General features: G+C 42.5%; 22 protein-coding genes. 12 read left to right on the top strand and 10 right to left on the bottom strand.

Features of this window, described 5'->3' with window-relative positions; genetic code table 11:
- Positions 1-89: 89 nt before the first annotated feature.
- The 4 genes from ABDV70_RS11105 to ABDV70_RS11090 form a co-directional block, all read right to left on the bottom strand.
- Positions 90-3,173, bottom strand: coding sequence for an efflux RND transporter permease subunit (locus tag ABDV70_RS11105; RefSeq protein ID WP_343597773.1), 3,084 nt, complete (start codon positions 3,171-3,173; stop codon positions 90-92).
- Positions 3,173-4,339, bottom strand: coding sequence for an efflux RND transporter periplasmic adaptor subunit (locus tag ABDV70_RS11100; RefSeq protein WP_343597772.1), 1,167 nt, complete (start codon positions 4,337-4,339; stop codon positions 3,173-3,175). The genes ABDV70_RS11105 and ABDV70_RS11100 overlap by 1 nt, the downstream gene beginning before the upstream one ends.
- Before the next feature lie 72 nt (positions 4,340-4,411).
- A complete protein-coding gene (locus tag ABDV70_RS11095; RefSeq protein ID WP_343597771.1) occupies positions 4,412-5,578 on the bottom strand; it encodes an ATP-binding protein in 1,167 nt (388 codons plus the stop codon).
- Entirely contained in the window at positions 5,575-6,267 is a 693-nt protein-coding gene (locus ABDV70_RS11090; protein ID WP_343597770.1) for a response regulator, read from the bottom strand. Before ABDV70_RS11090 ends, ABDV70_RS11095 begins: the two co-directional genes overlap by 4 nt.
- Positions 6,268-6,382: 115 nt before the next feature.
- Here ABDV70_RS11090 and ABDV70_RS11085 point away from each other — a divergent pair, with 115 nt between their 5' ends.
- The 7 genes from ABDV70_RS11085 (at position 6,383) to ABDV70_RS11055 (ending at position 14,519) form a co-directional block, all read left to right on the top strand.
- The gene (locus ABDV70_RS11085; protein WP_343597768.1) at positions 6,383-7,168 is read left to right on the top strand and encodes a MipA/OmpV family protein; all 786 of its coding nucleotides are present in this window, start codon (positions 6,383-6,385) and stop codon (positions 7,166-7,168) included.
- A gap of 168 nt (positions 7,169-7,336) precedes the next feature.
- Positions 7,337-8,692 carry an amino-acid N-acetyltransferase gene (argA, locus tag ABDV70_RS11080; protein WP_343597767.1) on the top strand — a complete coding sequence of 452 codons (1,356 nt, stop codon included), beginning with the start codon at positions 7,337-7,339 and terminating at the stop codon, positions 8,690-8,692.
- Between the two features lie 135 nt (positions 8,693-8,827).
- Entirely contained in the window at positions 8,828-9,469 is a 642-nt protein-coding gene (locus ABDV70_RS11075) for a TetR/AcrR family transcriptional regulator (protein ID WP_343597766.1), read from the top strand.
- A 155-nt stretch (positions 9,470-9,624) separates the two neighbouring features.
- Positions 9,625-10,623, top strand: a complete 999-nt coding sequence (gene ribF, locus ABDV70_RS11070; protein ID WP_343597765.1) for a bifunctional riboflavin kinase/FAD synthetase — start codon at positions 9,625-9,627, stop codon at positions 10,621-10,623.
- A 60-nt stretch (positions 10,624-10,683) separates the two neighbouring features.
- Positions 10,684-13,518 carry an isoleucine--tRNA ligase gene (gene ileS / locus ABDV70_RS11065; protein WP_343597764.1) on the top strand — a complete coding sequence of 945 codons (2,835 nt, stop codon included), beginning with the start codon at positions 10,684-10,686 and terminating at the stop codon, positions 13,516-13,518.
- On the top strand, positions 13,511-14,035 hold the full coding sequence (gene lspA / locus ABDV70_RS11060) for a signal peptidase II (RefSeq protein WP_343597762.1): 525 nt from the start codon (positions 13,511-13,513) through the stop codon (positions 14,033-14,035). The genes ileS and lspA overlap by 8 nt, the downstream gene beginning before the upstream one ends.
- 1 nt (position 14,036) lies before the next feature.
- Positions 14,037-14,519: a peptidylprolyl isomerase gene (locus ABDV70_RS11055; RefSeq protein ID WP_343597760.1), complete on the top strand. Its 483-nt coding sequence runs from the start codon at positions 14,037-14,039 to the stop codon at positions 14,517-14,519.
- Between the two features lie 53 nt (positions 14,520-14,572).
- Here ABDV70_RS11055 and ABDV70_RS11050 read toward each other — a convergent pair whose 3' ends face one another.
- The 4 genes from ABDV70_RS11050 to ubiG form a co-directional block, all read right to left on the bottom strand.
- Positions 14,573-14,977: an RcnB family protein gene (locus tag ABDV70_RS11050; RefSeq protein ID WP_343597758.1), complete on the bottom strand. Its 405-nt coding sequence runs from the start codon at positions 14,975-14,977 to the stop codon at positions 14,573-14,575.
- 207 nt (positions 14,978-15,184) lie between these two features.
- Positions 15,185-15,931, bottom strand: coding sequence for a YciK family oxidoreductase (locus ABDV70_RS11045; protein WP_343597757.1), 747 nt, complete (start codon positions 15,929-15,931; stop codon positions 15,185-15,187).
- A gap of 32 nt (positions 15,932-15,963) precedes the next feature.
- Positions 15,964-16,638: an HAD-IA family hydrolase gene (locus ABDV70_RS11040; RefSeq protein WP_343597820.1), complete on the bottom strand. Its 675-nt coding sequence runs from the start codon at positions 16,636-16,638 to the stop codon at positions 15,964-15,966.
- Positions 16,635-17,348: a bifunctional 2-polyprenyl-6-hydroxyphenol methylase/3-demethylubiquinol 3-O-methyltransferase UbiG gene (ubiG, locus tag ABDV70_RS11035; RefSeq protein ID WP_343597755.1), complete on the bottom strand. Its 714-nt coding sequence runs from the start codon at positions 17,346-17,348 to the stop codon at positions 16,635-16,637. Before ubiG ends, ABDV70_RS11040 begins: the two co-directional genes overlap by 4 nt.
- Positions 17,349-17,525: 177 nt before the next feature.
- Between ubiG and ABDV70_RS11030 the strand changes: the two genes are divergently transcribed.
- Both ABDV70_RS11030 and tehB read left to right on the top strand, forming a co-directional pair.
- A complete protein-coding gene (locus ABDV70_RS11030) occupies positions 17,526-18,143 on the top strand; it encodes a thiol:disulfide interchange protein DsbA/DsbL (RefSeq protein ID WP_343597753.1) in 618 nt (205 codons plus the stop codon).
- A 148-nt stretch (positions 18,144-18,291) separates the two neighbouring features.
- On the top strand, positions 18,292-19,155 hold the full coding sequence (tehB, locus tag ABDV70_RS11025; RefSeq protein WP_343597751.1) for an SAM-dependent methyltransferase TehB: 864 nt from the start codon (positions 18,292-18,294) through the stop codon (positions 19,153-19,155).
- 31 nt (positions 19,156-19,186) lie between these two features.
- On the opposite strand, the gene ABDV70_RS11020 is transcribed toward tehB, so the two are convergent.
- Positions 19,187-19,789, bottom strand: a complete 603-nt coding sequence (locus tag ABDV70_RS11020) for a TetR/AcrR family transcriptional regulator (RefSeq protein ID WP_343597749.1) — start codon at positions 19,787-19,789, stop codon at positions 19,187-19,189.
- A 181-nt stretch (positions 19,790-19,970) separates the two neighbouring features.
- Between ABDV70_RS11020 and rph the strand changes: the two genes are divergently transcribed.
- Positions 19,971-20,687 carry a ribonuclease PH gene (rph, locus tag ABDV70_RS11015; protein ID WP_343597747.1) on the top strand — a complete coding sequence of 239 codons (717 nt, stop codon included), beginning with the start codon at positions 19,971-19,973 and terminating at the stop codon, positions 20,685-20,687.
- A 54-nt stretch (positions 20,688-20,741) separates the two neighbouring features.
- Here the strand turns inward: rph and ABDV70_RS11010 are convergent, their stop codons facing one another.
- Positions 20,742-21,116: a diacylglycerol kinase gene (locus ABDV70_RS11010; RefSeq protein WP_343597745.1), complete on the bottom strand. Its 375-nt coding sequence runs from the start codon at positions 21,114-21,116 to the stop codon at positions 20,742-20,744.
- A gap of 163 nt (positions 21,117-21,279) precedes the next feature.
- On the opposite strand from ABDV70_RS11010, the gene ampD reads away from it, so the two are divergent.
- Positions 21,280-21,855 (top strand): 1,6-anhydro-N-acetylmuramyl-L-alanine amidase AmpD, encoded by a 576-nt coding sequence (gene ampD / locus ABDV70_RS11005; RefSeq protein WP_343597743.1) that lies wholly within the window; start codon positions 21,280-21,282, stop codon positions 21,853-21,855.
- A gap of 70 nt (positions 21,856-21,925) precedes the next feature.
- Positions 21,926-23,470 carry a murein biosynthesis integral membrane protein MurJ gene (gene murJ, locus ABDV70_RS11000; protein ID WP_343597742.1) on the top strand — a complete coding sequence of 515 codons (1,545 nt, stop codon included), beginning with the start codon at positions 21,926-21,928 and terminating at the stop codon, positions 23,468-23,470.
- Positions 23,471-23,621 lie beyond the last annotated feature (151 nt).

Raw genomic sequence — 23,621 nt, 5'->3', positions numbered from 1 at the left:
AGATTTAAGAAAACGGACAATCAGTCCGTTTTTTAATGTCTATCTATCTAAATAGGATGATGTGACTAAAAAAATTTAGTGCTGCCAACCTAGACATCTTCGCGTTTTGGAGAGCGCAAATAGTTTGCTAAATCATGGGACAGACTCATCACCACGGGCAATAACGTTAAGGTTAATAGTGTGGCGGCAATTAAGCCACCAATAATCGCATAAGCCATTGGCCCCCAAAAAACTTGTTGTGAAATAGGCAACATGCCTAAAATGGCGGCACATGCCGTAAGCAGGATAGGGCGAAAGCGGTGTAATGCGGCTGTTTTAATCGCTTCTGGATAACGCATATTTTGCTGTGCATGACGACTGACTTCGGTAATTAAAATCACGGCATTACGAATAATCATGCCACTTAGCGCAATAATGCCTAATAAGGCGACAAAACCCATTGGCGTATGCGTGGGCAGCATTGCCGCAACAATGCCAATCAGACCGAAAGGGGCAATGATGATGGCTTGAAAGACCTTTAAGAAATCTTGCAACTGGATCATCAATAAAATGAGCATAATTAATAAAGTGATAGGCAAAACGGCATATACAGAAGTATTGCCTTTTTGAGACTCTGCAACACTCCCTTCTTCATCGATGCTATAGCCTGCGGGAAGTTGCGCCCGAATGGTCTGGATTTTAGGCGCGAGCTGTTCCGATACGGTTTCAGCACGCAACTGCGGGGCAATGTCAGTTTGTACCGTAATAAATGGTAAGCGTTGTCTTCGCCATAAAATCGGGTCATCGACGCTCCAGCTTAGTGTCGCCACTTGTTGTAAGGGGACTTTTTGTCCTGTGGCATTACTGAGCATAAGCTGATTAAGCGTTTCAGGTCTTTGACGTGAAATGGCGTCGCCTTTCAACACAATATCAATTAAGTGCGTTCCATCACGTATTTGGGAAATGGTTTTCCCAGAAAAAATAGTGGCAATTTGAGAGGTAATTTGTTCTGAACTCAAGCCGCTGGCACGTGCCTGTGTTTGGTTGACCTCAACATGTATCCGTCGTTCAGGTTCTCCCGCAGTCAAATTAACCTCTCGGGTTTGAGGTTGCTGACTGAGCATGCTGGCAACCTGATTGGCAATTTGTCTGACTTGATCTTGATCAGGCCCATTAATCCGATATTTAATCGGCCAACCGATGGGTGGGCCGAGTTCTAAAGGAGAAATACGGGTCACAAGGTTGGGAAACTGGGCTGCCATGTGCTGATTTAGCCATGTTTGTAGATGTTCCCGCGCCTGTAAGTTTTTGGCAACCACTACGAGTTGCCCAATATTTTCATTATCCAGCAGTACGTCCATAGGTAAGTAAAAACGTACAGCACCAGAGCCAATATAACTAGAAAAATGATCCACATCGGAGTTCGCCTTAAGTAACTGTTCAATACGGGAAATTTGTTGCGCTGTGACCTGTTGAGTTGCATTTTGCGGGAGTGCGATACTCACAAATAATTCAGGACGGTCTGAGGCAGGAAAAAACTCACCTTCAAGCAAGGTGGTTGCCCAGAGTGATGCCGCCAGTAAACAACAAGCACTGAGCAGTGTTTTGATGCGATGTTTCAGCACGAAGTCTAAAACAGTGGGGTAAATTTGCAGAAAACGATTGGGTTTGGTGGGTTGATGCGGTGGTTGTTGTTTGAGCAGCCAGATTCCACATAAAGGTGAAAACATAATTGCCACAATCCATGAGCTGATGAGCGCAAGCACAATCACAATAAACAAGGAATAACAGTATTCGCCTGCACTGGATGCGGCAAAGCCGACAGGAATAAACCCTGCAATCATCACCAATGTTCCTGTCAGCATGGGAAAAGCAGTGGTTTTAAAGGCGGTCGTGGCTGCAACATAGCGCGAGCGTCCCGCTTCAAGTTCTGAAACCATCGTTTCGACGGTAATCATGGCATCATCGACCAATAGCCCAAGTGCAATAATCAATGCGCCCAGAGAAATACGTTGCAGGCCAATCCCCGCAAACTGCATGCCGATAAACGTACACGCCAGTACCAGTGGAATTGCCATTGCCACCACAAAGCCTGCACGCATCCCTAAAGACAAAAATGAAACGGCAATTACAATCACCAAAGCTTCTAGCAAGACACGCAAAAATTCATTCACTGCGTCATGCACAATAGCTGCCTGATCTGCCACTTTGATGACCTCAATCCCGATGGGAAGTTGTTGCTGAATGCGTTGCATCTTTTGTGACAAGTCTTGTCCAAATTGTAAAATATTGCCGCCTTTTGCCATCGAAATCGCCAGTCCAATGGCTGGTTTGCCGTTGACACGGAACATGGGTTGAGGCGGTGAGGTGGCTTCTATTGAAACTGTAGCAATATCGCTTAAAGGAATAAATTGTTGTCCGATATGCAGCACCATACGCTGTACATCTTGCGGGTTCTGATAAGCACCTGAAACATCGAGGGCAATTTTTTCCTGAACTGTGCGTAATTTCCCAATCGGGATAATATTATTTTGGGCTTGTATGGCTGTTGTGACCGACGTTAAATCGAGTCCTAGCGTTGCCAGTTTTTGCGGTGAAAACAGAATCACCACTTGTGGGTCTTGAACCCCCAACAGCGACATTTTTCCGATATCGGGAATATTTTTCAGCTCTCGACGGATATGGTCGACCTTGTCTTGTAATTGTAGATTTGAAAAACCACGGTCTGCGACAAAACCGTAAATTGTGCCATAGGTATTATCAAATTGATCATTGACGACAGGGCCTTGTACGCCACTGGGCAAGTCGGCCTGTTCATCGCTCATATCATTGCGTAATTTTTGCCACAATTTAGGCACTTCTGTGGGGGGTGTATCGTCACGCAAATTGACAAATAAGGTGGTTTCGCCCGCACGGGTATAGCTTTGGACGTCATTTAAATAAGGTAAATCCTGAACTTTTTGTTCAAGCTGATTGGTTACCAAATTCACCATATCGTGTGCATTGGCACCTGACCAACGTGCTGAGACTACGGCTGTTTTAATGGTAAAGGCGGGGTCTTCGTCGCGGGGTAAATGTTGATAAGACAAAATACCTGCCACGACCAGTACCAGCATAAAAAATATAATGAGTTGTTGATGTTTTAACGCCCAGTCTGAGAGATTAAAGCGCTGTGCAGAAGGCTGATTTTGCATTAAAACGCCTCCTGTAAACTGACTTTTTGCCCCGAAAAGAGTTTATTGACCCCTGCGGTGACAACCCGATCTCCCGCACGAAGCCCTGTCGCAACAACAATGCTGGATGCGGTGTAATGGTCAATGGCGATTGGTTGTAGTCGAAGTGTTTGTTGCGGGGTAATGATAAAAACGGCAGGATTTTGCGCAGATCTAGTGAGTGCAGTATTGGGAATGCTGATCTGAGAATGCGTGTCCGTGGCATTGGACTGTAATAGCACGGTTGCCCCTAAAACCATCTCGGCAGGTGGATGGTTGAGGGTGGCTCGAACACGCCATGTTCGGGTTTGTGGGTCGGCTTGTGGGCTGATATCTCGCAGTTGTGCCCGAGCCTGAATGTTGGGCTGATTAAAAAGTTGTACAGTGACATTGTGTGTGTTTTGCCAAAGTAGACGCTCACTTTCAGGCACTTGAAAAATAACATCTCGGCTTTGCCCTGTGGCAATTTCTATAATTTGTTGTCCCGAACTCACCACTTGTCCAGCATTGGCACTACGACTCAGCACAACACCATCACTAGAGGCAATCAGTCGGGTATAAGCTAAATTATCCTGTGCATTTTTGAGCGCAGCACTCGCATTTTCTTGTTTTGCCAAGGCAGATTGATAATTGGTTTTTGCCTGATCTAGCTCTGAAGATGAAATTGCGCCCGAATTGGCAAGCAAAGACATTCGCTTAAAATTACTTTGTGTCAGTTGCACAGTGGCTTCGGCATCGGTCACGGTGGCCTTGGCACCGCTGAGTTGGTGAATGCCTTGTTGAGGGTCAAGGGTTGCTAATACCTGTCCCGCTTTTACATGGTCGCCGACATCGACATTTAATTGTAAAATTCGTCCATCGACACGGAAACTCAGCGGTGTGTTGGTATGTGGGGCAATTTCCCCAGTTTGTTGAAACTGTTGCTGCATGGGCAAGCTGTTTGCCACAACATACTGTACAGGGCGAGGAGGAGATTGATCTTCCGAAGGTGCTTTGGCACAGGCCAGTAACACCAGACTAAACGCAACCAACCAGACCATTTTTGCAAGAAACGGGATGGGCTGAAAAGGGCGTTGTAATAATAGGGTGAAGTATCGTTGTAACATGTTCAATTCCTCTGCCAGATATTGCGATTGAAGCAACAGCACGTCGAGGAATCATTGATGTATTGTCAAGAAATCATCAAGATGGAGATCTATTCTTCTGTAAGGGCGGCAACATCATTTCGGTAATAGCAACAAGAGCTGTAACCCCCCTTGAGGATGATTCTCTGCCGTTAGCGAACCGCCATGTGCTTCTGCAATGGCTTTGGCAATTGATAGTCCCAAACCACTACCGCCAGAATGTCTGGCACGCGAGTCATCGGCACGGGTAAATTTCTGAAAAATCTGTGGAAGAAAGGCATCACTTACCCCCTGACCATAATCTCGAAAAGAAAGTTGCCAATTCTGAGATGTTTCGATGGCATCAACCGTTATTTTTTTGCCATCGGCAGCATAACGTAAGGCATTTTCAAGCAATATCGTAAATAGTTGCCCTAAACGAAGGGCATCGACATGCAATGTCAGCGAAGGCGGTACATGGTTTTCGACATGGAACTGGAGTTGGTCAAATTGCGGTTGGAGCCATAAAATTTTTTCTTGAAGCAGTGCATACAGCGCAACATTTTCCTGATGGAGCAACAGTTGGTTGGCATCGACTAGTGATAAAAAATGTAAATCTTCCACCAACCGATTTAAATGCTGTAGCTGATTCATGACCATGGTTAATTGTTTGGGATCACTTGGAAAAACACCATCTAGCATTCCTTGTAATCTGCCCATTGCTGCGGTGAGAGGCGAGCGTAATTCGTGCGCGAGAGCAACGTGAGAAGTGCGTAATTCTTTGTCATAACGTGCCAGTTGGCGAGTCATGGCATTAAAGTCATGTGTCAGTTCAAGTAATTCCTGCGGGGCTTGTTTTTCCTGTGTGGCGCTGACATCAAAATGTCCATCGGTTACGGCCTTTGCTGCTTTTGCCAAATGACTAAACTGTTTTGAGAGTGGTCTTGCTGCTCGTAAGCCCAAAGTCACCATCATTGGGGTGACCACAATGACTAAAATTCCGAGTAGTCCCAAGTCTGTAGAAGTAATAGACGGGTCTGAATAAGACTGCCCATACCAAATATCCACCAGTTGATTAAAACGTCCTGCATTGACGTTGGGATGTTCTCTTAAATACAAAAATTCCTGTCGGGTGACCAAAGGCATTTGTTTGAGCACCCACCAGTTTAAAAAGACATAGCGCAACCACATACACAGTGCAATTAGTACGATACTTCCAATTGCCAGTGAAAATATTCTGAGGCAGAACCAGCGCCATAAACTATAGGACTCGGGGCGTTTCATAGTTGTGAAAACCGATAGCCAATGCCACGGACATTAATTAAAACCTCATCAAGTCCGCCTTGTTCAAGTTTTTTTCTGAGATTATAAATATGCGTATCCATGACACGCTCAAGGGCATTGCTTTCGGGTAAACAGGCTTCTAAAAGTTCAAAGCGGGTAAAGACTTTTAAGGGCGCACGTAGCAGCGTGGTCAGTAGGCTAAACTCTGTGGGCGTGAGTTCCAGAATAATCCGTTTTTCAGGGGTGGTTAAAATGGCACTCATGGCAGAACAGTCCACCGTTAATGATTTGTAGCGAAGCAAATCAACCGTGTCATGTGCGGCTTGAGTACGACGTAGCACGGCCTGTACCCGTGCCATGACTTCACCGGGGTGATAAGGCTTCACCACATAGTCATCGGCACCGTAGCGTAATGCTCCGATTTTATCGGTCGCATCGCCCATAGCGGTCAGCATAATGATGGGCGTATTGATTTTTTTACGCAGACTTGCCAGTACTTCTGTGCCATTTAAACGCGGTAGCATTACATCCAGTAAAATAATATCGGGCTTGGTTTGTAATGCAATTTCAAGTCCTTTTTGTCCGTCGTATGCCAAGAGGACATCAAAATTTTCCCGTTGTAAATATGCCTCTAAAACGCTGGCTGCGTCACGGTCATCTTCAATGACTAATGCAGTTTTTTGTTTCATTTATTTGCCTTGACACATTCTTGAATATTTCCTGAATCTCTATTGATTCTAGTGCGACATCCTTCTTCTCAGTGAAAACTATAACAGTGTGTTTAGTCGAGTTGAAGGGAAATTTATGAACACTAAATTGAATGCTTTTTTGCTTTTGGCTCAATTGGGAATTAGCCCCGCGATATTTGCAGAAAACCTTGATATTCCACAAGATCCACCAACAGTGATTGGGGGCGTGGGACAATCTGCACCGCGTTACAGTGGTTCTAAGGATAATACTTGGCAAGTTGATCCACTGTTTCAGATGCGAAAAGGTGCTTTTTTTATTGATACTACCAAAGGTATTGGTTATGACCTGCAAGCGGCAAATGGTCTTTATTTAGAACATACACTTGGATATTCGTTTGGACGTGCAGAAAAAAATTCGAGCTGGCGGGAGGGAGCCAAGAACTTACAAGGCATGGGGGAAATCAAGGGCAGTTTAAATACGGCTGTTGCACTTGGATGGCAAATGAAACCTTGGCTTATTCCAGAAATAAAAGTCACTCTGCCTTTAACTCAAAGTGAAGGCTCTCAATTTCAGGCATCCCTGACGCTGATTCCGCTACAAACCTCGGACGATACCGTGGCTGTGCAAGCTGTAATTTTGGCTGCGGATGATCGTTATATGAATACCTATTATGGGGTGAATTTTAATCAGCAACAAAGAAGTGGCTACCGCCAATACCATGCCAAAGGTGGTCTCCTTGGCACACAACTTAATATTAACTGGATGCATCAATTAGATCAGCATTGGGGCACGTTATTGGGTGGCACATATAATAGATTGGCTGACCATGCCGCAGATAGCCCGATTGTCGGACGTAGGAACGCCACCGCAGTGAATGTTGGTGTGACATACAGTTATTGATGTTGAAAATGAATCTTCGTTTTGATCCATCATTTAAAACAGTCATAGGCAACGTGTCTGTGCAAAGGTAAGGGAATATCGTTGCTAAAATTGTGCATTGAGTACAGAGATGAATTGTCAACAGACCCTGATATTGCATATAGTAGAAATTTTTAGATAGAAGCTTTCATGCAGGATAGAACGATGTCGCCAACAGACCCCCATCACACTTCAGACTATCTGCACTGGTTTCGTAATTCAGCACCTTATATCAATGCCCATCGGGGCAAGACCTTTGTGATCATGTTTGAAGGTGAAGCGATACTGCATGAAAATTTTCAATATATTATTCATGATATTGCCTTACTCCATTCACTTGGTATCCGTTTGGTTCTTGTGCATGGCGCACGCCCACAAATCAATGCATATTTAAATGCACAACAGCAAACCACCCCTTTTCATTCAAACCGAAGAATTACCACGCGTGAGGCGTTGCCTTGTGTGTTAGGGGCTGTGGGTTCAATTCGTATGCAAATTGAAGCGCTGCTCTCGATGGGGTTGGCAAACTCACCGATGTATGGGGCACGTATTGATGTTATTTCGGGAAATCTGGTAACAGCAAAGCCGTATGGGATTCATGATGGCGTGGATTTTCAGCTTACAGGTGAAGTCCGTGCAGTCGATGCGGCATCCATGCACCGTTTATTGGAACAACATAATATTGTCATTTTAGGGCCGACAGGTTATTCAACCACAGGTGAAGTTTTTAACTTATTGGCCGAAGAAGTCGCCACTAAAACGGCAATTGCACTTAAAGCGGATAAACTAATTTTTCTGGGACAACAACACGGGATTTTGAACCAGAAAGGTAAACTGTTGCGGGAAATCACCCCACATCAACTGGATGAATTCATTCCTACCCTACAAAAAGAAAATCCAATACAGGCTTTGCATTTGGTCGGTGCAAGAGATGCGGCCTTAAATGGCGTGCAACGGGTACATCTGTTACCTTTTGCGCACGATGGCGCACTGATTCAAGAACTGTTTACCCGTGACGGGATTGGTTCAATGGTAACCGATGCACACTATGAAGATGTCCGAATTGCTAACATTCAGGATGTTGGCGGTCTGATCAATCTATTACGTCCGTTAGAGGAACAAGGTATTTTGGTGTATCGTTCACGCGAGCGTCTGGAGAACGAAATTAATCAGTTTGCAGTGATTGAACGTGATGGAACAATTTTGGCGTGTGCAGCGTTGTATCCAATTCCAGTTCAAGAAAATGAAATTCCGTCTGCTGAAATCGCCTGCGTTGCGGTACACCCGGGCTATCGAAAGTCAAACCGAGGCAGCCAGATTTTGCACTTTTTAGAAGAACAGGCAAAAGAGAAGGGAATTCAACAACTTTTTGTGCTGACCACCCGAACCGCCCACTGGTTTTTAGAGCATGGTTTTAGCTCGGCTTCGGTGGATGATCTGCCAAATGCAAGACAAGCTTTGTATAACTATCAACGAAACTCATTGGTTTTTAAGAAAAGAATTTAACTTTTCGCATTTTTCTGATGAATATGAATTTTTTGTGACCAAGTTAGCATGAAAAGACCTAACTTGGTCTGCACAAAGTTGCATTATTAATCTACAATTATCTGCTAAATTTCTCTGGGTTTGTATTGATTGGCAATGGAACTAAAAAAGAGTACACAAAAACGAAATCAGCTTCTAAACGCTGCTTTAGATGTCTTTTCAGTCTATGGATTTAGTGGGGCAAGTCTAGACGAAATTGCACAATTGGCGCAGATGCATAAATCGAATATTTTCTATTATTACGAAAATAAAGAAGCACTTTATGTCGAAGTATTGATGCTGGTATTGCAAAAATGGTTAGAGCCTTTGCAATTATTTGAAGTTGATCGAGAACCTGCAGATGTTCTCTCAGAATACATTATTCAAAAAATTGAATACTCAAAAGCACATTCGAAAGCATCTAAATTATTTGCTTTGGAAATTATTCAAGGCGCGCCGTATATTCACACGGTTTTAAAAGGTTCAATCAAAAAACATTTTAAACGTAAAGTGAAAGTGTTACAGCAGTGGCAAGAACAAGGCAAACTGGCGAAAGAAATTGATCCTGAAATTTTCATCATCAATTTGTGGTCAATCACGCAAAGTTATGCCGATTTTGATATTCAGTTTGAAGCACTGACAGGCAAAACATTGCGTAACCGTAATTTCCATCAGCGTGCTATACAGCATACTGTTGCATTACTACTCAGTGGCTGTACAGCAGAAAAATCTGCATTATCAGAAGCTGAAAATCTGTAGTTTATATCCAAAAAAATCAAGATAAAGCGACTTAAAATTTTGTTTTTCGTCGCTTTATTTAAAAATAAACCGAGCCAAAAATAACAAGCAAGACGAATCAATGAGAATATGGCAAAATAGACCACTTTCAAACATCGGTTAGATTTAAATCACCTATGAAGCTACTTCGTTTGCATGCACTCGCATCTGATCTGGAGTTACCAAAAACGGCTGTCACGATTGGTAATTTTGATGGTGTTCATCTTGGGCATCAGGCGATGATTCAACAGCTTAAACAGGTTGCACACGCTGAACAGTTAAAAACACTGGTTATTGTCTTTGAACCTCAACCTTTAGAGTTCTTTAAAGGCCATGACGCACCGCCTAGAATTACTTCATTACGTGAAAAAGTTGAATATCTCAAGCAATTGGGCGTCGACTATATTGCAGTTGCCAAATTTAATGACAGTTTTAGAAACCAGAGTGCAAAGGAATTTGCGGATTTACTCAAGTTCACCTTAAATGCCCAGCATTTGGTACTTGGGGATGATTTCCATTTTGGGAAAAACCGTCAGGGAAATAGTGACTTTTTAAAGCAATATGGCTTTAACGTGAATAATCTGGAAACGGTTTTGTTGGATGGTGAACGGGTGAGTTCGACCCGCATTCGTCAAACACTACAACAAGGCGATCTGGCGTTGGCTGCAAAGCTTTTGGGGCGACCTTATAGCATCACAGGTCGGGTACAACATGGCGACAAATTGGGAAGAACGCTTGATTTTCCGACCATTAATGTGCGATTAAATCGACATCGACCGTGTTTAAATGGAATTTATGGCGTTGATGTGGTGTGTGAAACCACTTCATTGGTCAATAAAGTACAAGAAAACCCACATAAACAAGGGATATTGGGTTATCAAAATGATAGTCTGTTTGGTGCGGGTCATGTGGGAACACGCCCTGCGATTGCGCAACAACATCCCGAATGGCGTTTAGAAGTACACTTTCCTGAGGTTTCTGCTAATCTGTATGGCTTATTAATGCGGGTTACGTTTTTAAACTACCTGCATGGGGAACGAAATTACCCTTCGCTTGAAGCATTAAAAGCAGGAATTCATGAAGATGTTGTACAATTGCGAGTATTTCGTGAGCACAACAACACGTTTCCTTTTTAAATTGATTTGATTGTATAACGCATCAGAGAAAGCTCTGATAGAGAACTGGAAGTAACTTGCATGAGCGATAAGCAAACTCCTGAAAATGCAGTGGATTACAAAGCCACATTAAACCTGCCGGGTACTGACTTTGCGATGAAAGCAAATTTGGCAGTACGTGAAGAAAAATGGTTAGAAGAGTGGTACGCCGACAACATTTATCAGCGAATTCGTGAATCGCGTATTGGCAAGAAAAAATACGTATTACATGATGGCCCTCCGTATGCCAATGGTCAGATTCACCTTGGGCACGTTGTCAATAAAGTTTTAAAAGACATTATTGTAAAAAGCCGTACTTTAGATGGTTTCGATGCACCGTATGTACCGGGCTGGGACTGTCATGGTTTGCCAATTGAACTTAAAGTCGAAGAAAAAGTGGGTAAAGTAGGCGAGAAAGTTGATGCTTCAACTTTCCGTAAACATTGCCGTGAATATGCGTTAGAACAGGTTGATCTTCAACGTAAAGACTTCAAACGTCTAGGTATTGTGGGTGATTGGGATAATCCGTATCTCACCATGAACTTCAAGCAAGAAGCAGATATTGTTCGTGCATTGGGTGCAATTCAGAAAAATGGTCACATTCAACCGGGCCTAAAACCAGTCAACTGGTGTTTAGACTGTGGTTCAGCATTGGCTGAAGCAGAAGTTGAATATGAAGATAAAAAATCTGATGCGATTGATGTAGGCTTTAGTGTCGTTGATCTTGCTGATTTATCTGCACGTTTGGGGGTAACTGTTACCAACCCAACCGATGTGGTGATTTGGACAACAACACCGTGGACATTACCTGCGAACCAAGCAGTTGCTTTACATGCCGAAATTGAATACCAATTGGTGCAAGTTCAAACCGCAACAGGTTTACAAAACCTGATTCTGGCAAAAGACTTGGTTGCTTCTGCGTGTGAACGCTACAAGCTTGAAAACCCTGTGGTACTTGCAGACTTTGTAGGTGCAACGCTTGAAAAGTTATCATTACAGCATCCTTTAATCGCTGAGCGTCAAGTCCCTGTCATTTTAGGTGAGCACGTTATTGCTACAAGCGGTACAGGCGCAGTACATACTGCACCGGGTCACGGTGTGGACGACTATAAAGTCGGTTTGCAATATAACTTGGCAGTCGATAATCCTGTTGGTGGTAACGGTGTTTATTTACCAACTTCTCCTGTGTTTGCAGGCGAACATATTTATAAAGCCAATCCAAAAATTATTGAAAAATTAGGCGAATTGGGTCGTCTGTGGGCGCATGAAGCAATTCGTCACAGCTACCCACATTGCTGGCGTCATAAAACCCCAATTATTTTCCGTGCGACACCACAATGGTTTATCAGCATGGATCAACAAGGTTTACGCCAAGGCGCATTAAACGCCATTGAAAATGACATTCAGTTTGTTCCAAACTGGGGTCAAAACCGTATTGAGTCGATGATTGATGGTCGTCCTGACTGGTGTATTTCACGTCAACGCACGTGGGGTGTTCCAATTCCGTTCTTTGTTCATAAAGACACCAACGAATTACATCCGCGCACGGCTGAATTGGTTGAAGCGGTTGCCAAACTGATTGAACAAGAAGGTATTGATGCTTGGTTTAATCGTACTCCGGCAGATTTCTTGGGCGATGAAGCTGAACAGTACAACTGCGTTCGCGACACCTTAGATGTTTGGTTCGACTCTGGTACAACGCACTATGCAGTACTTGAAAAACGTCCAGAGCTACATAGCCCTGCTGATTTGTACTTAGAAGGTTCAGACCAACATCGTGGCTGGTTCCAGTCATCATTGTTGACTTCAATGGCAATCAATGGTCGTGCACCATATAAAGCCTTGTTAACACATGGTTTCACGGTAGATGAAAAAGGTCGTAAACTGTCTAAATCTTTAGGTAATTACATCCCGCTTGAAGAAATCATCAAGCAATTGGGTGCGGATGGTTTGCGTTTGTATGTTGCATCAAGCGATTATCGTTATGAAATTGCAGCATCAAAAGAAATCTTTAGCCGTGTCAGCGATAGCTACCGCCGTATTCGTAACACTTTACGTTTCTTGTTGGCGAACTTAAATGGTTTTAAACCATCGACAGATTTGTTGCCAGTAGAACAGTTGGTTGCGTTAGATCAGTACATTTTGCAACGTGCCAATGACGTTCAAAAGGTGATTACGCAAGCGTATGATGAAATGAATTTCCACGTTGTGTGTAGTTCATTAACGAACTTCTGTATTAATGACTTGGGTGGTTTCTACCTCGACATCATCAAAGACCGTCAATACACGACTAAGGCAGATTCAAAAGCACGTCATTCGGCACAGACCGCGTTGTATCATTTGGTACAGGCTTTTGTTCGTTGGATGAGCCCAATTCTAAGCTTCACAGCACAAGAAGCATGGCCGCTGATTCCTGAACAATCTGAACAGTATGTGTTTACAACAGAGTGGTATGAAATTCCGACAGTAACCACAAACTTACTTTCTGAAGCAGATTGGCAAACATTAATTCAAATAAAATCAGCAGTAAATAAACAGATTGAAGTTGCGCGTAACGCTAAACTCATCGGTAGTAACCTTTCTGCTAAAGTTGAATTATGGGCAGATGCTGCACTTGAAAACGTGTTGAATACTTTGGGCGATGAATTGCGTTTTGTACTCATTACGTCTCAGGTTCAGGTTCATGCCTTTGCCGAACAAGGTGAAGCAACCGAGCTTGAAGGGTTACGGGTACAGGTTACGGCTGCTTCAGGTGAGAAATGTGCTCGTTGCTGGCATGTTCTACCTGATGTAAATACACATACGGCACATCCTGGTTTATGTTCGCGTTGTATTATCAACGTCGCAGGTCAAGGTGAAGAGAGAAAATATGCCTAATCCGCAACAAAAAGGCGTGGTTTTTTATGCACATAATTTAATTTGGCTTGGACTTTCAGTCCTTGCCATTGTGCTGGATCAATGGACAAAACACATTGCCAGTACACACCTAAATTATGCTGAACCACTACATGTGTTACCGTTTCTAAACTGGACATTACTGCATAACTACGGTGCGGCATTTAGTTTCCTATCTGACGCAGGGGGTTGGCAACAATACCTGTTTATGGGGCTGGCAGGTGCTGTCTCTTTGGTGTTTGTGTTTTGGCTCATGAAAATGCCAAAGACCATCAAAGTCTTACCTGCTGCCATTGCACTTATTTTGGGTGGCGCATTGGGTAATCTGATTGATCGGGTCACTTTGGGTTATGTGGTCGATTTTGTTCATGTGTATTACCAAAACCATAATTTCCCAGCCTTTAATGTTGCAGATAGTGCAATCACCTTAGGTACAATTTTATTATTAATTGATACCTTCTTTTTGGAAAAACACCGCAAAGCAGCTGTGAAGAAATAACATGACAGAGATTATTCATCCAACAGAAGAAATTCGGATTAGCGATGGGGCAAAGGTCGATTTGCATTTTTCAGTTGCGATTGAAAATGGCGTTGAAATTGACAATACCCGTAGCCGTCCAGAACCTGTAAGTCTTGTGATTGGGGATGGAAATCTCCTTCCAGGATTTGAAAAGGCATTGTTTGGCCTAAGAGCTGGGGATCGTCGTACGGTTCATCTTCCACCAGAAGAAGCTTTTGGTGAGTGGAACCCAGAAAACATTCAGCGTTTTGATACCGTCAAGTTTGAACAGCGTCCTGTGATTGGGCATATGATTGAATTTGAAGACAAAGCTAAATCAAACTTGTTTGGTGTGGTCAAAACAGTGAATGATGACATCACCGAAGTAGATTTTAACCATCCGCTTGCGGGCAAAAACATTACTTTTGAAGTCGAAATTTTTAAAGTGACACCTGCGGGACAGCAGGGCGTTAAGTTAATGTAAAAACGCTTTCATCATAAAAAAGCGCCTGATGGCGCTTTTTGATTTTCTAGGATTTAGCGAGTATCAATAATGACATTATTCCCTGAATCAATTAGTAAATAATCATTATTGATTTTATACCATTGCTGATTTCGTTCAGGTCGGGGCAAGCGATATTCCGAATAATCGACTTTATAACTATCACCACGATAATGTTGTGGCATGGTATAACCTTTTTGCCATTTCATTTGTCTTAAACGCTGAAAACCGAGTTCTTCTCGTTGACGACGACGTTCTTGTAAGTCCTCAAACATATCTTTTGGGGGACCACGGCGATCGTAATGAGATCCATACATGACTGTATCACCGTCAGATTTTTCACCGAAGTTTGTATAGCCTCTAGGTGGATTAGCAAAAACGACAGAAAAGTTAAGCCATGTCGAGAAACTGATGATGAGTGTGATCAGAAATCGTTTCATTCGACACCTTCAAAATTTCTTTTAACCCAATAGCAGGGTGCTGTATGTACTGTATAAAATAAATGCAGAGAAACTGTGAAGATCATGGCATCATTTTTTTAAAACAAAAATAAAATCAGGATAAAACATGAATATCGCCTAAATATTATTGTTTATTAGGGCTCAGCACCCGATATAATACTAAGTGTTAATATATGAATAAATTAATTAATTTTGTGCATCAATACTTTCACCTGTCATATGCACACTATCTTCACCCATTAAATAAAGATAGGCTGGCATAAGACTTTCAGGTGTAGGTAAGCTTAGAGGGTCTTCCTGAGGGTAGGCTTTGGCGCGCATTGCTGTCCGTGTTGCCCCCGGATTTAAGCAGTTATAACGGATATTAGGGAAGCTATTTTCGCTCGCAAAAATTTTATTCATGGCTTCGATGGCGACTTTGGAAACAGAGTATGCCCCCCAAAGTGCCCGTGCTTCACGACCAACCCCAGAGGTGGCGAAAACAACAGAAGCATTTTCTGATTTTTGTAAAAGAGGCAAAAGTGCCTGAGTCAAAACAAAAGGCGCGCGAAGATTCACCGCCATGACTTCATCCCATGTTTCGATAGGATAATCTGAAAGTGGTACACGAGCGCCGAGTACGCCTGCATTGTGCAAAATGCCATCCAGACGGCCAAATTGTTCTTCTAGCATGGTCACTAAATGTTCGTATTCACGAGAGGATGCAGTCGAAAGCTGTAAGGGTAAAATTGCAGGTTGAGGCGCACCTAGACTTTCGATTTCATCATAAATCACTTCGAGCTTATTTAAGGTGCGGCCATGTAAGACGACAGTTGCACCATGTAAGGCATAGCTGATGGCAGCTGCTCGCCCAATCCCATCGCCTGCACCTGTAATTAAAATAATTTTGTCTTTTAATAAGTCAGGACGAGGTTGGTATTCTGAATATTTCATAATGAAACCTCCTGTTCTTGGTAAATCATTATTTATTGTTGAAGCTTTTGTTCTAAAATTTGCTGTAACTGCGGCACACTGTCAATAATACAGTCGGCTTGCCATGCCTTGAGGTCATGACGGTGTTCAAGTGGTAAATAACCATAGGCCGCTAAAATAGTATACATCTGTGCATGACGACCTGCATCAATATCCCGAGGATGATCTCCTACATAGATAATCTGCTGGGGATCAATCTCAAGCTGCTGAGCCGCCAGAAACATCGGCTCAGGGTCTGGTTTGGTTCGTACTACATCCTCAGGACAGACTAATACAGAACAGCGTCGTTCTAATTGTAGTTTTTGTAATAAAGACTCAGTCAAGGAACGTGGTTTATTGGTGACAATGCCCCACGGAATGCCTCGTTGTTCTAATTGTGCCAGCAGAGGATACATACCTTCAAAAAGGTCGGTATCAATCACAATATTTTCAGCATAAATGTCTAAGAAGCGCTGGCGATGCGCCAAAAATGTTGCGTCATCAACGGCCAACTCTGGATATACCAGTTTGACCATTGCACGGGCACCTTCAGACACTTGCATACGAATGGCATCTGCATCGACAACTTCACGTTGCTCTTCTTTGCACATTTGCTGAATAATGCGGATAAAGTCTGCTGCTGTATCGATGAGTGTCCCATCTAAATCGAATAAAACCGCTTTCATTATGCACCTAGATTTTTTGTATACACCATGTAGTTCACATCGACATTGGGCGCAAGCCAATAATGTTTGGTGAGTGGGTTATAGTGTAGCCCAGTCATGGCTTTGAGTTCTAACCCTGCGTTTTTGATATCTTGAGCCAGTTCTGACGGACGGATGAATTTGTGATAATCATGTGTGCCTTTCGGTAACATCCGTAGTACGTATTCCGCCCCAATAATGGCGAATAAATACGATTTTGGATTACGGTTAATGGTTGAAAAGAACACATAACCATTAGGTTTAACGAGGCGTTGACAAGCTTGAAGAATGGAAGCAGGGTTTGGAACATGCTCGAGCATTTCCATACAGGTCACAATATCATATTGTCCTGCTTGTTCTTCTGCGAGCTGTTCTACAGGAATTTGTTTGTATTGAATGTTATTCACCTGATGTTGCTGGGCATGAAGTTGTGCAACAGCAAGAGGTGCTTCACCCATATCGATCCCGAGAACATCTGCACCACGACGTGCCATGCTTTCAGCCAGAATTCCACCGCCACACCCGACATCAAGGACTTTTTTACCACGTAAGCCTTCTGCGTGTTCGTCAATCCAGTTTAAGCGTAACGGATTGATTTGGTGTAATGGTTTAAATTCGGAATGCTGGTCCCACCATTTTTCTGCGAGTGCTTCAAATTTTGCGATTTCCTGTGGATCAACATTCAGCTGTGACATGACATTCACCTTAATCTATAGCATTTGTTTTTTTCAATAGTGGTTAGTGTAGCGTTTCTTAGAAAAAAAGCGATAAAAGCTGTAAAAAAGTTCACAGAAAACAGACGCTTTTTGTATAGATGTTTTATAGTTAGAGAATAAGATAACCAAAAATTCTTGAACAGGATAATTGAGTCCATGAAAAAACTTGTTATGCACGGTCTGGCAGCCGCGATTATGGCGTTCTCTGCAAGCGCAATGGCAGAAAACTTTGTTGCAGGTAAAGACTATACGATACTAAAAAATCCGGGGAAAGTGAGCGTTCCAGGGAAAGTAGAAGTACGTGAATTTTTTTGGTATGGCTGCCCACACTGCTTTAAATTAGAACCGCACATGCAAACATGGTTAAAAACAATGCCAAAAGATGTGAACTTTGTACGTTCACCTGCGGCAATGAATCCTGTTTGGGAATCTGGTGCGCGTACCTATTATGCTTCTGAACAATTGGGTGTCCGTAAACGTACTCATTTGGCATTATTTGATGCGATTCATTTGCAAAACCAGCAAATCTTTGATCAGGCTTCTGCGGCAAAATTCTTTACCAAATATGGTATACCTGAAAGCAAATTTAATACAGCCTACAACTCATTTGCTGTAAGTGCCAAAGTTGCAGAGTCAAATAAATTAGCGGCTCAATATCAGTTAACGGGTGTGCCTGCGGTTGTGGTCAATGGTAAATACCTGATTCAGGGTGAAGATGGTAAAGTCACTCAAGTACTTACCTACTTGGTGAACCAAGAGCGTAAAGCGAAATAATTTATAAAAATAGTGAAGAGAAGGGGGCAATGCTCCCTTTTTTAGGTCTAAAATAACCAAATTATAATTAAAGAAGAGGGAAAATAAAGGAACAAAGCGGAACGGACTTTAAGTTTTGAGTGACCATCAATATGGGGTGTATAAAATAATGAAACAGCTTCTCTGCTATAAACAATTGCCAGTTTGGAATTTGAGCTCAATTCCAGAAGGTTTTAAAGACCAACATAATACAAAAAAAGGCACATGGGCAAAGCTGACGATTTTATCGGGGCACTTAGATTTTGCAATGTTGGATGAACAGGGAAATACTTTATCTGAGCATCATTTTTCTGTAGAGCATCAACCCCCTTTTATTGAGCCTCAGGCATGGCACAAAATTGTTGCTGCAAGTGCTGATATCCAATGTCAGCTCAGTTTTTATTGTGAAAAAGATGCTTACTTTTCTAAAAAATATCAGCTAACTGAAACACACTCGGAAATTCTTGCAGCGTTGCCTCAGCTAAAAGGAGGGCAAGCACTCGATGTCGGATGTGGTACAGGACGTAATACTTTATTTTTAAGCCAAAATGGTTTTGATCTAGATGCGTGGGATGTTAACCCAAACAGCATCCAACAATTAAATGAAATTTTAGATGCTGAGCAAATTCAGAATGTAAAAACTCAGATTCGTGACTTGAATCAAAACCCTGAAATTACAAAAAGTTATAACTTTATTTGCTGTACAGTGGTGATGATGTTTTTACAGCCCGAAACGATCCCAAAATTGATTGCTCAGATGCAGCAGGCAACTGTTTCGGGGGGATTAAACCTGATAGTCTGTGCTATGGATACTCAAGATTATCCCGCACAGCCATTTTTCCCTTTTGCCTTTAGTACGGGCGAGTTACGTGATTATTATCAAGATTGGACAATCTTAAAATACAATGAGAACGTCGGAGGGCTGCATCGTCTAGATGAAAATGGCCAACGGATTAAACAGCGCTTTGCGACCTTGTTGGCAAAAAAACTTTAGATTCTAAATGTTTATTGAACAGTGGTTTTAATCACACCCTATTTAGAATCGTCATTTGTGATTGAAACTGCTGTAAAAGTTGTTGGGTTTTTTCGATTGCTTGTGGTGTGTGTCTGGTTTGAAGCCAGCGCATGATCCATCCAAAAGACAATGGCAGCAAAATTGTTGCCAAGGTTTTTTCTTGTTGCTGGTAGATCACGGGTAAACAGGCTTGACGTTTCAGCCTTTGGGCAAGATTGTCGGTTAAATCCTCAATTTCCTGTTCGATTTTTTCTTGCAATAAGGAAAAACCGCCCCAGCGTTCAGCAATAAAAAAATGCCAATATAAAGCCTGTTGCTCGATGTGAGTAAAAAATTTCTGTAGTTGCGATAAAGACGTAGGATGTTGAAAAAAACAGTCGATCATCAAACCTAAATCACTTTTAATGACCAACGCAACCTGATCAAGCAATGCTGATGCAAGGGCCTCTTTATTTTGGAAATAACGATATAACGCACTCGGAACGATTCCGACTTCACGGGCGAGCTGACGTAGGCTGATGCTACTAAAATTGTGTCCCGAATATCCTAAAGCCAATACGGTTTCCATAATACACTGCTGACTTTGCAATTTGCGTTCGGCACGTATCGACATGCGTAATATCTCTGGTCAGAATTGAGAAATAGTTTACCTAGAGTTATTTCGATGCGCTAGCGTTAAAGATGATGATAATTGAAGATGTTTTCTACATATTGCATGGGTAACAACAGCCACGCAAGGCAGTGGCTTTCTGCTATAATCTGTCGCAATTTGCAGCAACACAATAGGAAAAACTATGCGTCTTGACCAGCGTGCACTCGATCAATTACGTGATGTAAAAATTACGCGCAACTATACCCGTTATGCCGAAGGTTCTGTTTTGGTTGAATTTGGACATACTAAAGTGCTCTGTACTGCAAGTATTGACCACAGTGTGCCACGTTTTCTAAAAGGTCAGGGGCAAGGTTGGGTTACCGCAGAATACGGCATGTTGCCACGTTCAACACATACACGTTCAGACCGTGAAGCAGCACGTGGTAAACAAACAGGTCGTACACAAGAAATTCAGCGTTTAATTGGCCGTAGCTTACGTGCGATGGTCGACTTAAAAAAACTGGGTGAAAATACAATTACGATTGACTGTGATGTGATTCAGGCCGATGGTGGTACACGTACAGCATCCATTACAGGTGCGGCAGTGGCATTGGTTGATGCCATGAATGTCTTGCTTGAGCAAAAGAAAATTAAAAAAGACCCTTTAAAAGGTTTGGTTGCTGCAATTTCAGTGGGCATCTATCAAGATGAAGCTTTGCTAGATTTGTGCTATGAAGAAGATTCAAATTGCCAGACTGACTTGAATGTTGTGATGACACAATCAGGTGAATTCATCGAAATTCAGGGGACTGCGGAAGATAAACCTTTCACACGCAGCCAAAACAATGCTATGTTGGAACTTGCTGAAAAAGGCATTAAAGAGTTGATTCAAAAACAGCAAGAAGCGTTAGGCTGGTAATTGAAATACCAATGCTGTTGAAATGAAAGGCTTCTTCGGAAGCCTTTTCTAATTTTAAAACAAGAGAATCACACCCCATGTTATACCAATCATGGCAAGTGCAACAAACTGAGCAGCACTGCCCATGTCTTTGGCATTTTTGGCCAAAGGATGTTTTTCTAACGAAACCCGATCGACAACAGCTTCAATTGCAGAGTTAAATAGCTCGACAATGAGTGCCAATAACCCGATTAAAATCAGCACTAGATGTTCGATTTTACTGAGATCTAAATATAAATTAATAGGAAGTAGGACAATATTGAGCAGTATAATCTGACGAAAAGCAGCTTCATGGCGAAAAGCGGACTTAAAGCCTGCAACGGAGTAACCTGTGGCATTCATAATACGTTTAATGCCAGATTTGCCTTTGTACGGAGAATATTGATCCATGGTGACCACAATGAAAAATATTGAAAGAGCATGTTAATCGTTGTTGCACAAAAAGTAAAAATAAGCGCAGTGCAATCTCTTGGATAAGATGTAAACAAGCACTGGATTTGAGTCAGACTGGTATTATAATCCAGTTAAATACGATTTTTTATGGAGTCTGTACATGCCTGAACCTCATTCTTTTCAAGTCAAAGAGGGCATGCTGCTCGGGGCAAAATTTATTGCTTCTCCAAATTTTAATCAACGTCCAGCCAATACCCAAATTCAATTGGTGGTGATTCATAACATTAGTTTGCCGCCAGATCAGTTCGGTGGCGGGTACATTCAGCAGTTTTTTCAAAACCAGTTAGATTGGGATGCACATCCTTATTTTAAAAGCATTGAAGGAATGCAGGTTTCCGCTCATTTGCTGATTTTGCGCACAGGCGAAGTCATTCAGTTTGTTAATTTTAATGACCGTGCATGGCATGCAGGGCGTTCTCGGTATTTAGGCTTGCCAGAATGTAATGATTATTCGATTGGGATTGAGCTTGAAGGTTCGGATGATCAAGCGTTTGAACCAGTGCAATATCAGGCTTTGGCGAAAGTGGTGGCTTGTTTACAGCAGGCATATCCTGAAATTTTGCAGCATTTGGCAGGGCATTCCGATATTGCACCCCAACGCAAAACAGATCCGGGGCCTTATTTTGACTGGATGCACTTTCGAAATCTATTACACAAAGAAAAACACATAAATTGAAGAATAATTAACGAAATTCAGTTGGGTTTTCTTTAAAATAGCCACTTCAAATTTGACTTAGGTGTAAGCGATGGCGCTCTGGCGGTCGACTTTTATGGTGAGTGCAATGACCATGCTGTCTCGTGTACTAGGATTAGTCCGAGATATGGTGCTACTCAACGTGTTTGGTGCGGGTAAAGAGTTTGACGTCTTTGTGGTTGCATTCCGTATTCCCAACTTTTTTCGGCGGTTGTTCGCAGAAGGCGCATTTTCTCAAGCATTTATTCCGGTATTGACGGAATACCGTTCAGGACGTGTACATGCAGAAGTCCAAATTCTGATTAGTCGGGTTTTTGGTTGCTTACTGGTGGTGATGTCTTCGATTACCTTACTGGCAATGATTATTGCACCGGCTGTGGTTTACATCTATGCACCGGGGTTTCATGGCGACCCTGAAAAGTTTGATCAGGCCGTCACCATGTTTCGGTTAACGATTCCGTATTTGATGTTTATGTCACTTACCGCATTTGCGAGCAGTATTTTAAACAGTTACGGGTCTTTTTTTAGTCCAGCTTTTTCACCAGTTTTACTTAACCTTGTGATGATTGCAGGGGCATGGTGGTTAACACCTTATCTGCAAACACCGATTATGTCTTTAGGGTGGGCGGTGCTTGCCGCAGGGATCATTCAGCTTGCCATTCAGATTCCTGAATTATGGCGTAAAAAATTGCTGATTCCACCACGTGTCGACTTTAAGCATGAAGGGGTAGAGCGTATTCTTAAACTGATGCTGCCTGCATTATTCGGGGTATCGGTAACGCAAATTAATTTATTGTTAAATACCATTTGGGCATCGTTCATGCAAAGTGGCTCGGTGTCTTGGTTATACAGTGCCGAACGCATGACAGAGTTACCATTGGGTTTAATTGGTGTAGCGATTGGTACGGTGATTTTACCGTCACTTTCTGCCCGTCATGCCGAGCAAGACTTAGAACGCTTTCGTGGCATGATTGACTGGGCTGCACGGGTCATCATTATGGTGGGTGTACCTGCAAGTGTGGCACTGTTTATGCTCTCCACACCGATCATCCAGACCTTGTTTGAACGTGGTGAATTTACCGCAGAAGATACACGCATGACGGCATTGGCATTGCAATGTATGAGTGGTGGTGTGCTGGCATTTATGTTGATTAAAGTCTTTGCTCCAGGGTTCTATGCACAGCAAGACACCAAAACGCCCGTGCGGGTTGGATTGATGGCGGTTGCAGCCAATGCGATTTTAAACGTGATTTTAATTAGCTTCTTTAAATTGATTCATTGGGAAGCAGAGCATATGGCGCTGGGAATTGCCTCGTCTGGCTCGGCTTTTGTGAATGCAGGAATGCTGTATTATTACCTGCATAAACGCAATATTTACCGTTTTGGTGCGCACTGGAAAAAAATCTTTAGCCAATATGCGATTGCCAATATTTGTATGATCGCTGCTTTGGCGTATGGTCTACATCTTTATAGTGGTCATTTGTCGACATGGATGAAAATTGTTGAATTAGGAGCATTGTGTATAGCAGGTGCTTTGGCATATGCCATTGGTTTGTTGCTCACAGGCTTTAGACCTCGTCATTTAAAACCTGAATAAATAAAAAAAGCCTCGTAAGAGGCTTTTCAGATTATTGACAAACCCTGATTAAATTTGGATTTAGTCAGGGTTTTATTTTTTGACCTGACTTGGAATTGGGATTAAATCGGTTTGAAGTCGATTGATGGGCTAAATAATAGACAAATTAACA

The organism is Acinetobacter sp., from assembly GCF_039596015.1.
Taxonomy (GTDB): Bacteria; Pseudomonadota; Gammaproteobacteria; order Pseudomonadales; family Moraxellaceae; genus Acinetobacter.
This window is presented reverse-complemented; position numbering and strand designations above follow the sequence as displayed.

Bases quoted from the DNA above. Each gene is read 5' to 3' on its own strand.
- ileS (WP_343597764.1), top strand. From the start codon at position 10,684: ATGAGCGATAAGCAAACTCCTGAAAATGCAGTGGATTACAAAGCCACA.
- ABDV70_RS11075 (WP_343597766.1), top strand. From the start codon at position 8,828: ATGGAACTAAAAAAGAGTACACAAAAACGAAATCAGCTTCTAAACGCT.
- ABDV70_RS11020 (WP_343597749.1), bottom strand. From the start codon at position 19,789: ATGTCGATACGTGCCGAACGCAAATTGCAAAGTCAGCAGTGTATTATG.
- ABDV70_RS11030 (WP_343597753.1), top strand. From the start codon at position 17,526: ATGAAAAAACTTGTTATGCACGGTCTGGCAGCCGCGATTATGGCGTTC.
- ubiG (WP_343597755.1), bottom strand. From the start codon at position 17,348: ATGTCACAGCTGAATGTTGATCCACAGGAAATCGCAAAATTTGAAGCA.
- ampD (WP_343597743.1), top strand. From the start codon at position 21,280: ATGCCTGAACCTCATTCTTTTCAAGTCAAAGAGGGCATGCTGCTCGGG.
- ribF (WP_343597765.1), top strand. From the start codon at position 9,625: ATGAAGCTACTTCGTTTGCATGCACTCGCATCTGATCTGGAGTTACCA.
- murJ (WP_343597742.1), top strand. From the start codon at position 21,926: ATGGCGCTCTGGCGGTCGACTTTTATGGTGAGTGCAATGACCATGCTG.
- argA (WP_343597767.1), top strand. From the start codon at position 7,337: ATGCAGGATAGAACGATGTCGCCAACAGACCCCCATCACACTTCAGAC.
- ABDV70_RS11085 (WP_343597768.1), top strand. From the start codon at position 6,383: ATGAACACTAAATTGAATGCTTTTTTGCTTTTGGCTCAATTGGGAATT.
- ABDV70_RS11045 (WP_343597757.1), bottom strand. From the start codon at position 15,931: ATGAAATATTCAGAATACCAACCTCGTCCTGACTTATTAAAAGACAAA.
- ABDV70_RS11055 (WP_343597760.1), top strand. From the start codon at position 14,037: ATGACAGAGATTATTCATCCAACAGAAGAAATTCGGATTAGCGATGGG.
- rph (WP_343597747.1), top strand. From the start codon at position 19,971: ATGCGTCTTGACCAGCGTGCACTCGATCAATTACGTGATGTAAAAATT.
- ABDV70_RS11010 (WP_343597745.1), bottom strand. From the start codon at position 21,116: ATGGATCAATATTCTCCGTACAAAGGCAAATCTGGCATTAAACGTATT.
- ABDV70_RS11050 (WP_343597758.1), bottom strand. From the start codon at position 14,977: ATGAAACGATTTCTGATCACACTCATCATCAGTTTCTCGACATGGCTT.
- ABDV70_RS11090 (WP_343597770.1), bottom strand. From the start codon at position 6,267: ATGAAACAAAAAACTGCATTAGTCATTGAAGATGACCGTGACGCAGCC.
- lspA (WP_343597762.1), top strand. From the start codon at position 13,511: ATGCCTAATCCGCAACAAAAAGGCGTGGTTTTTTATGCACATAATTTA.
- ABDV70_RS11105 (WP_343597773.1), bottom strand. From the start codon at position 3,173: ATGCAAAATCAGCCTTCTGCACAGCGCTTTAATCTCTCAGACTGGGCG.
- tehB (WP_343597751.1), top strand. From the start codon at position 18,292: ATGAAACAGCTTCTCTGCTATAAACAATTGCCAGTTTGGAATTTGAGC.
- ABDV70_RS11095 (WP_343597771.1), bottom strand. From the start codon at position 5,578: ATGAAACGCCCCGAGTCCTATAGTTTATGGCGCTGGTTCTGCCTCAGA.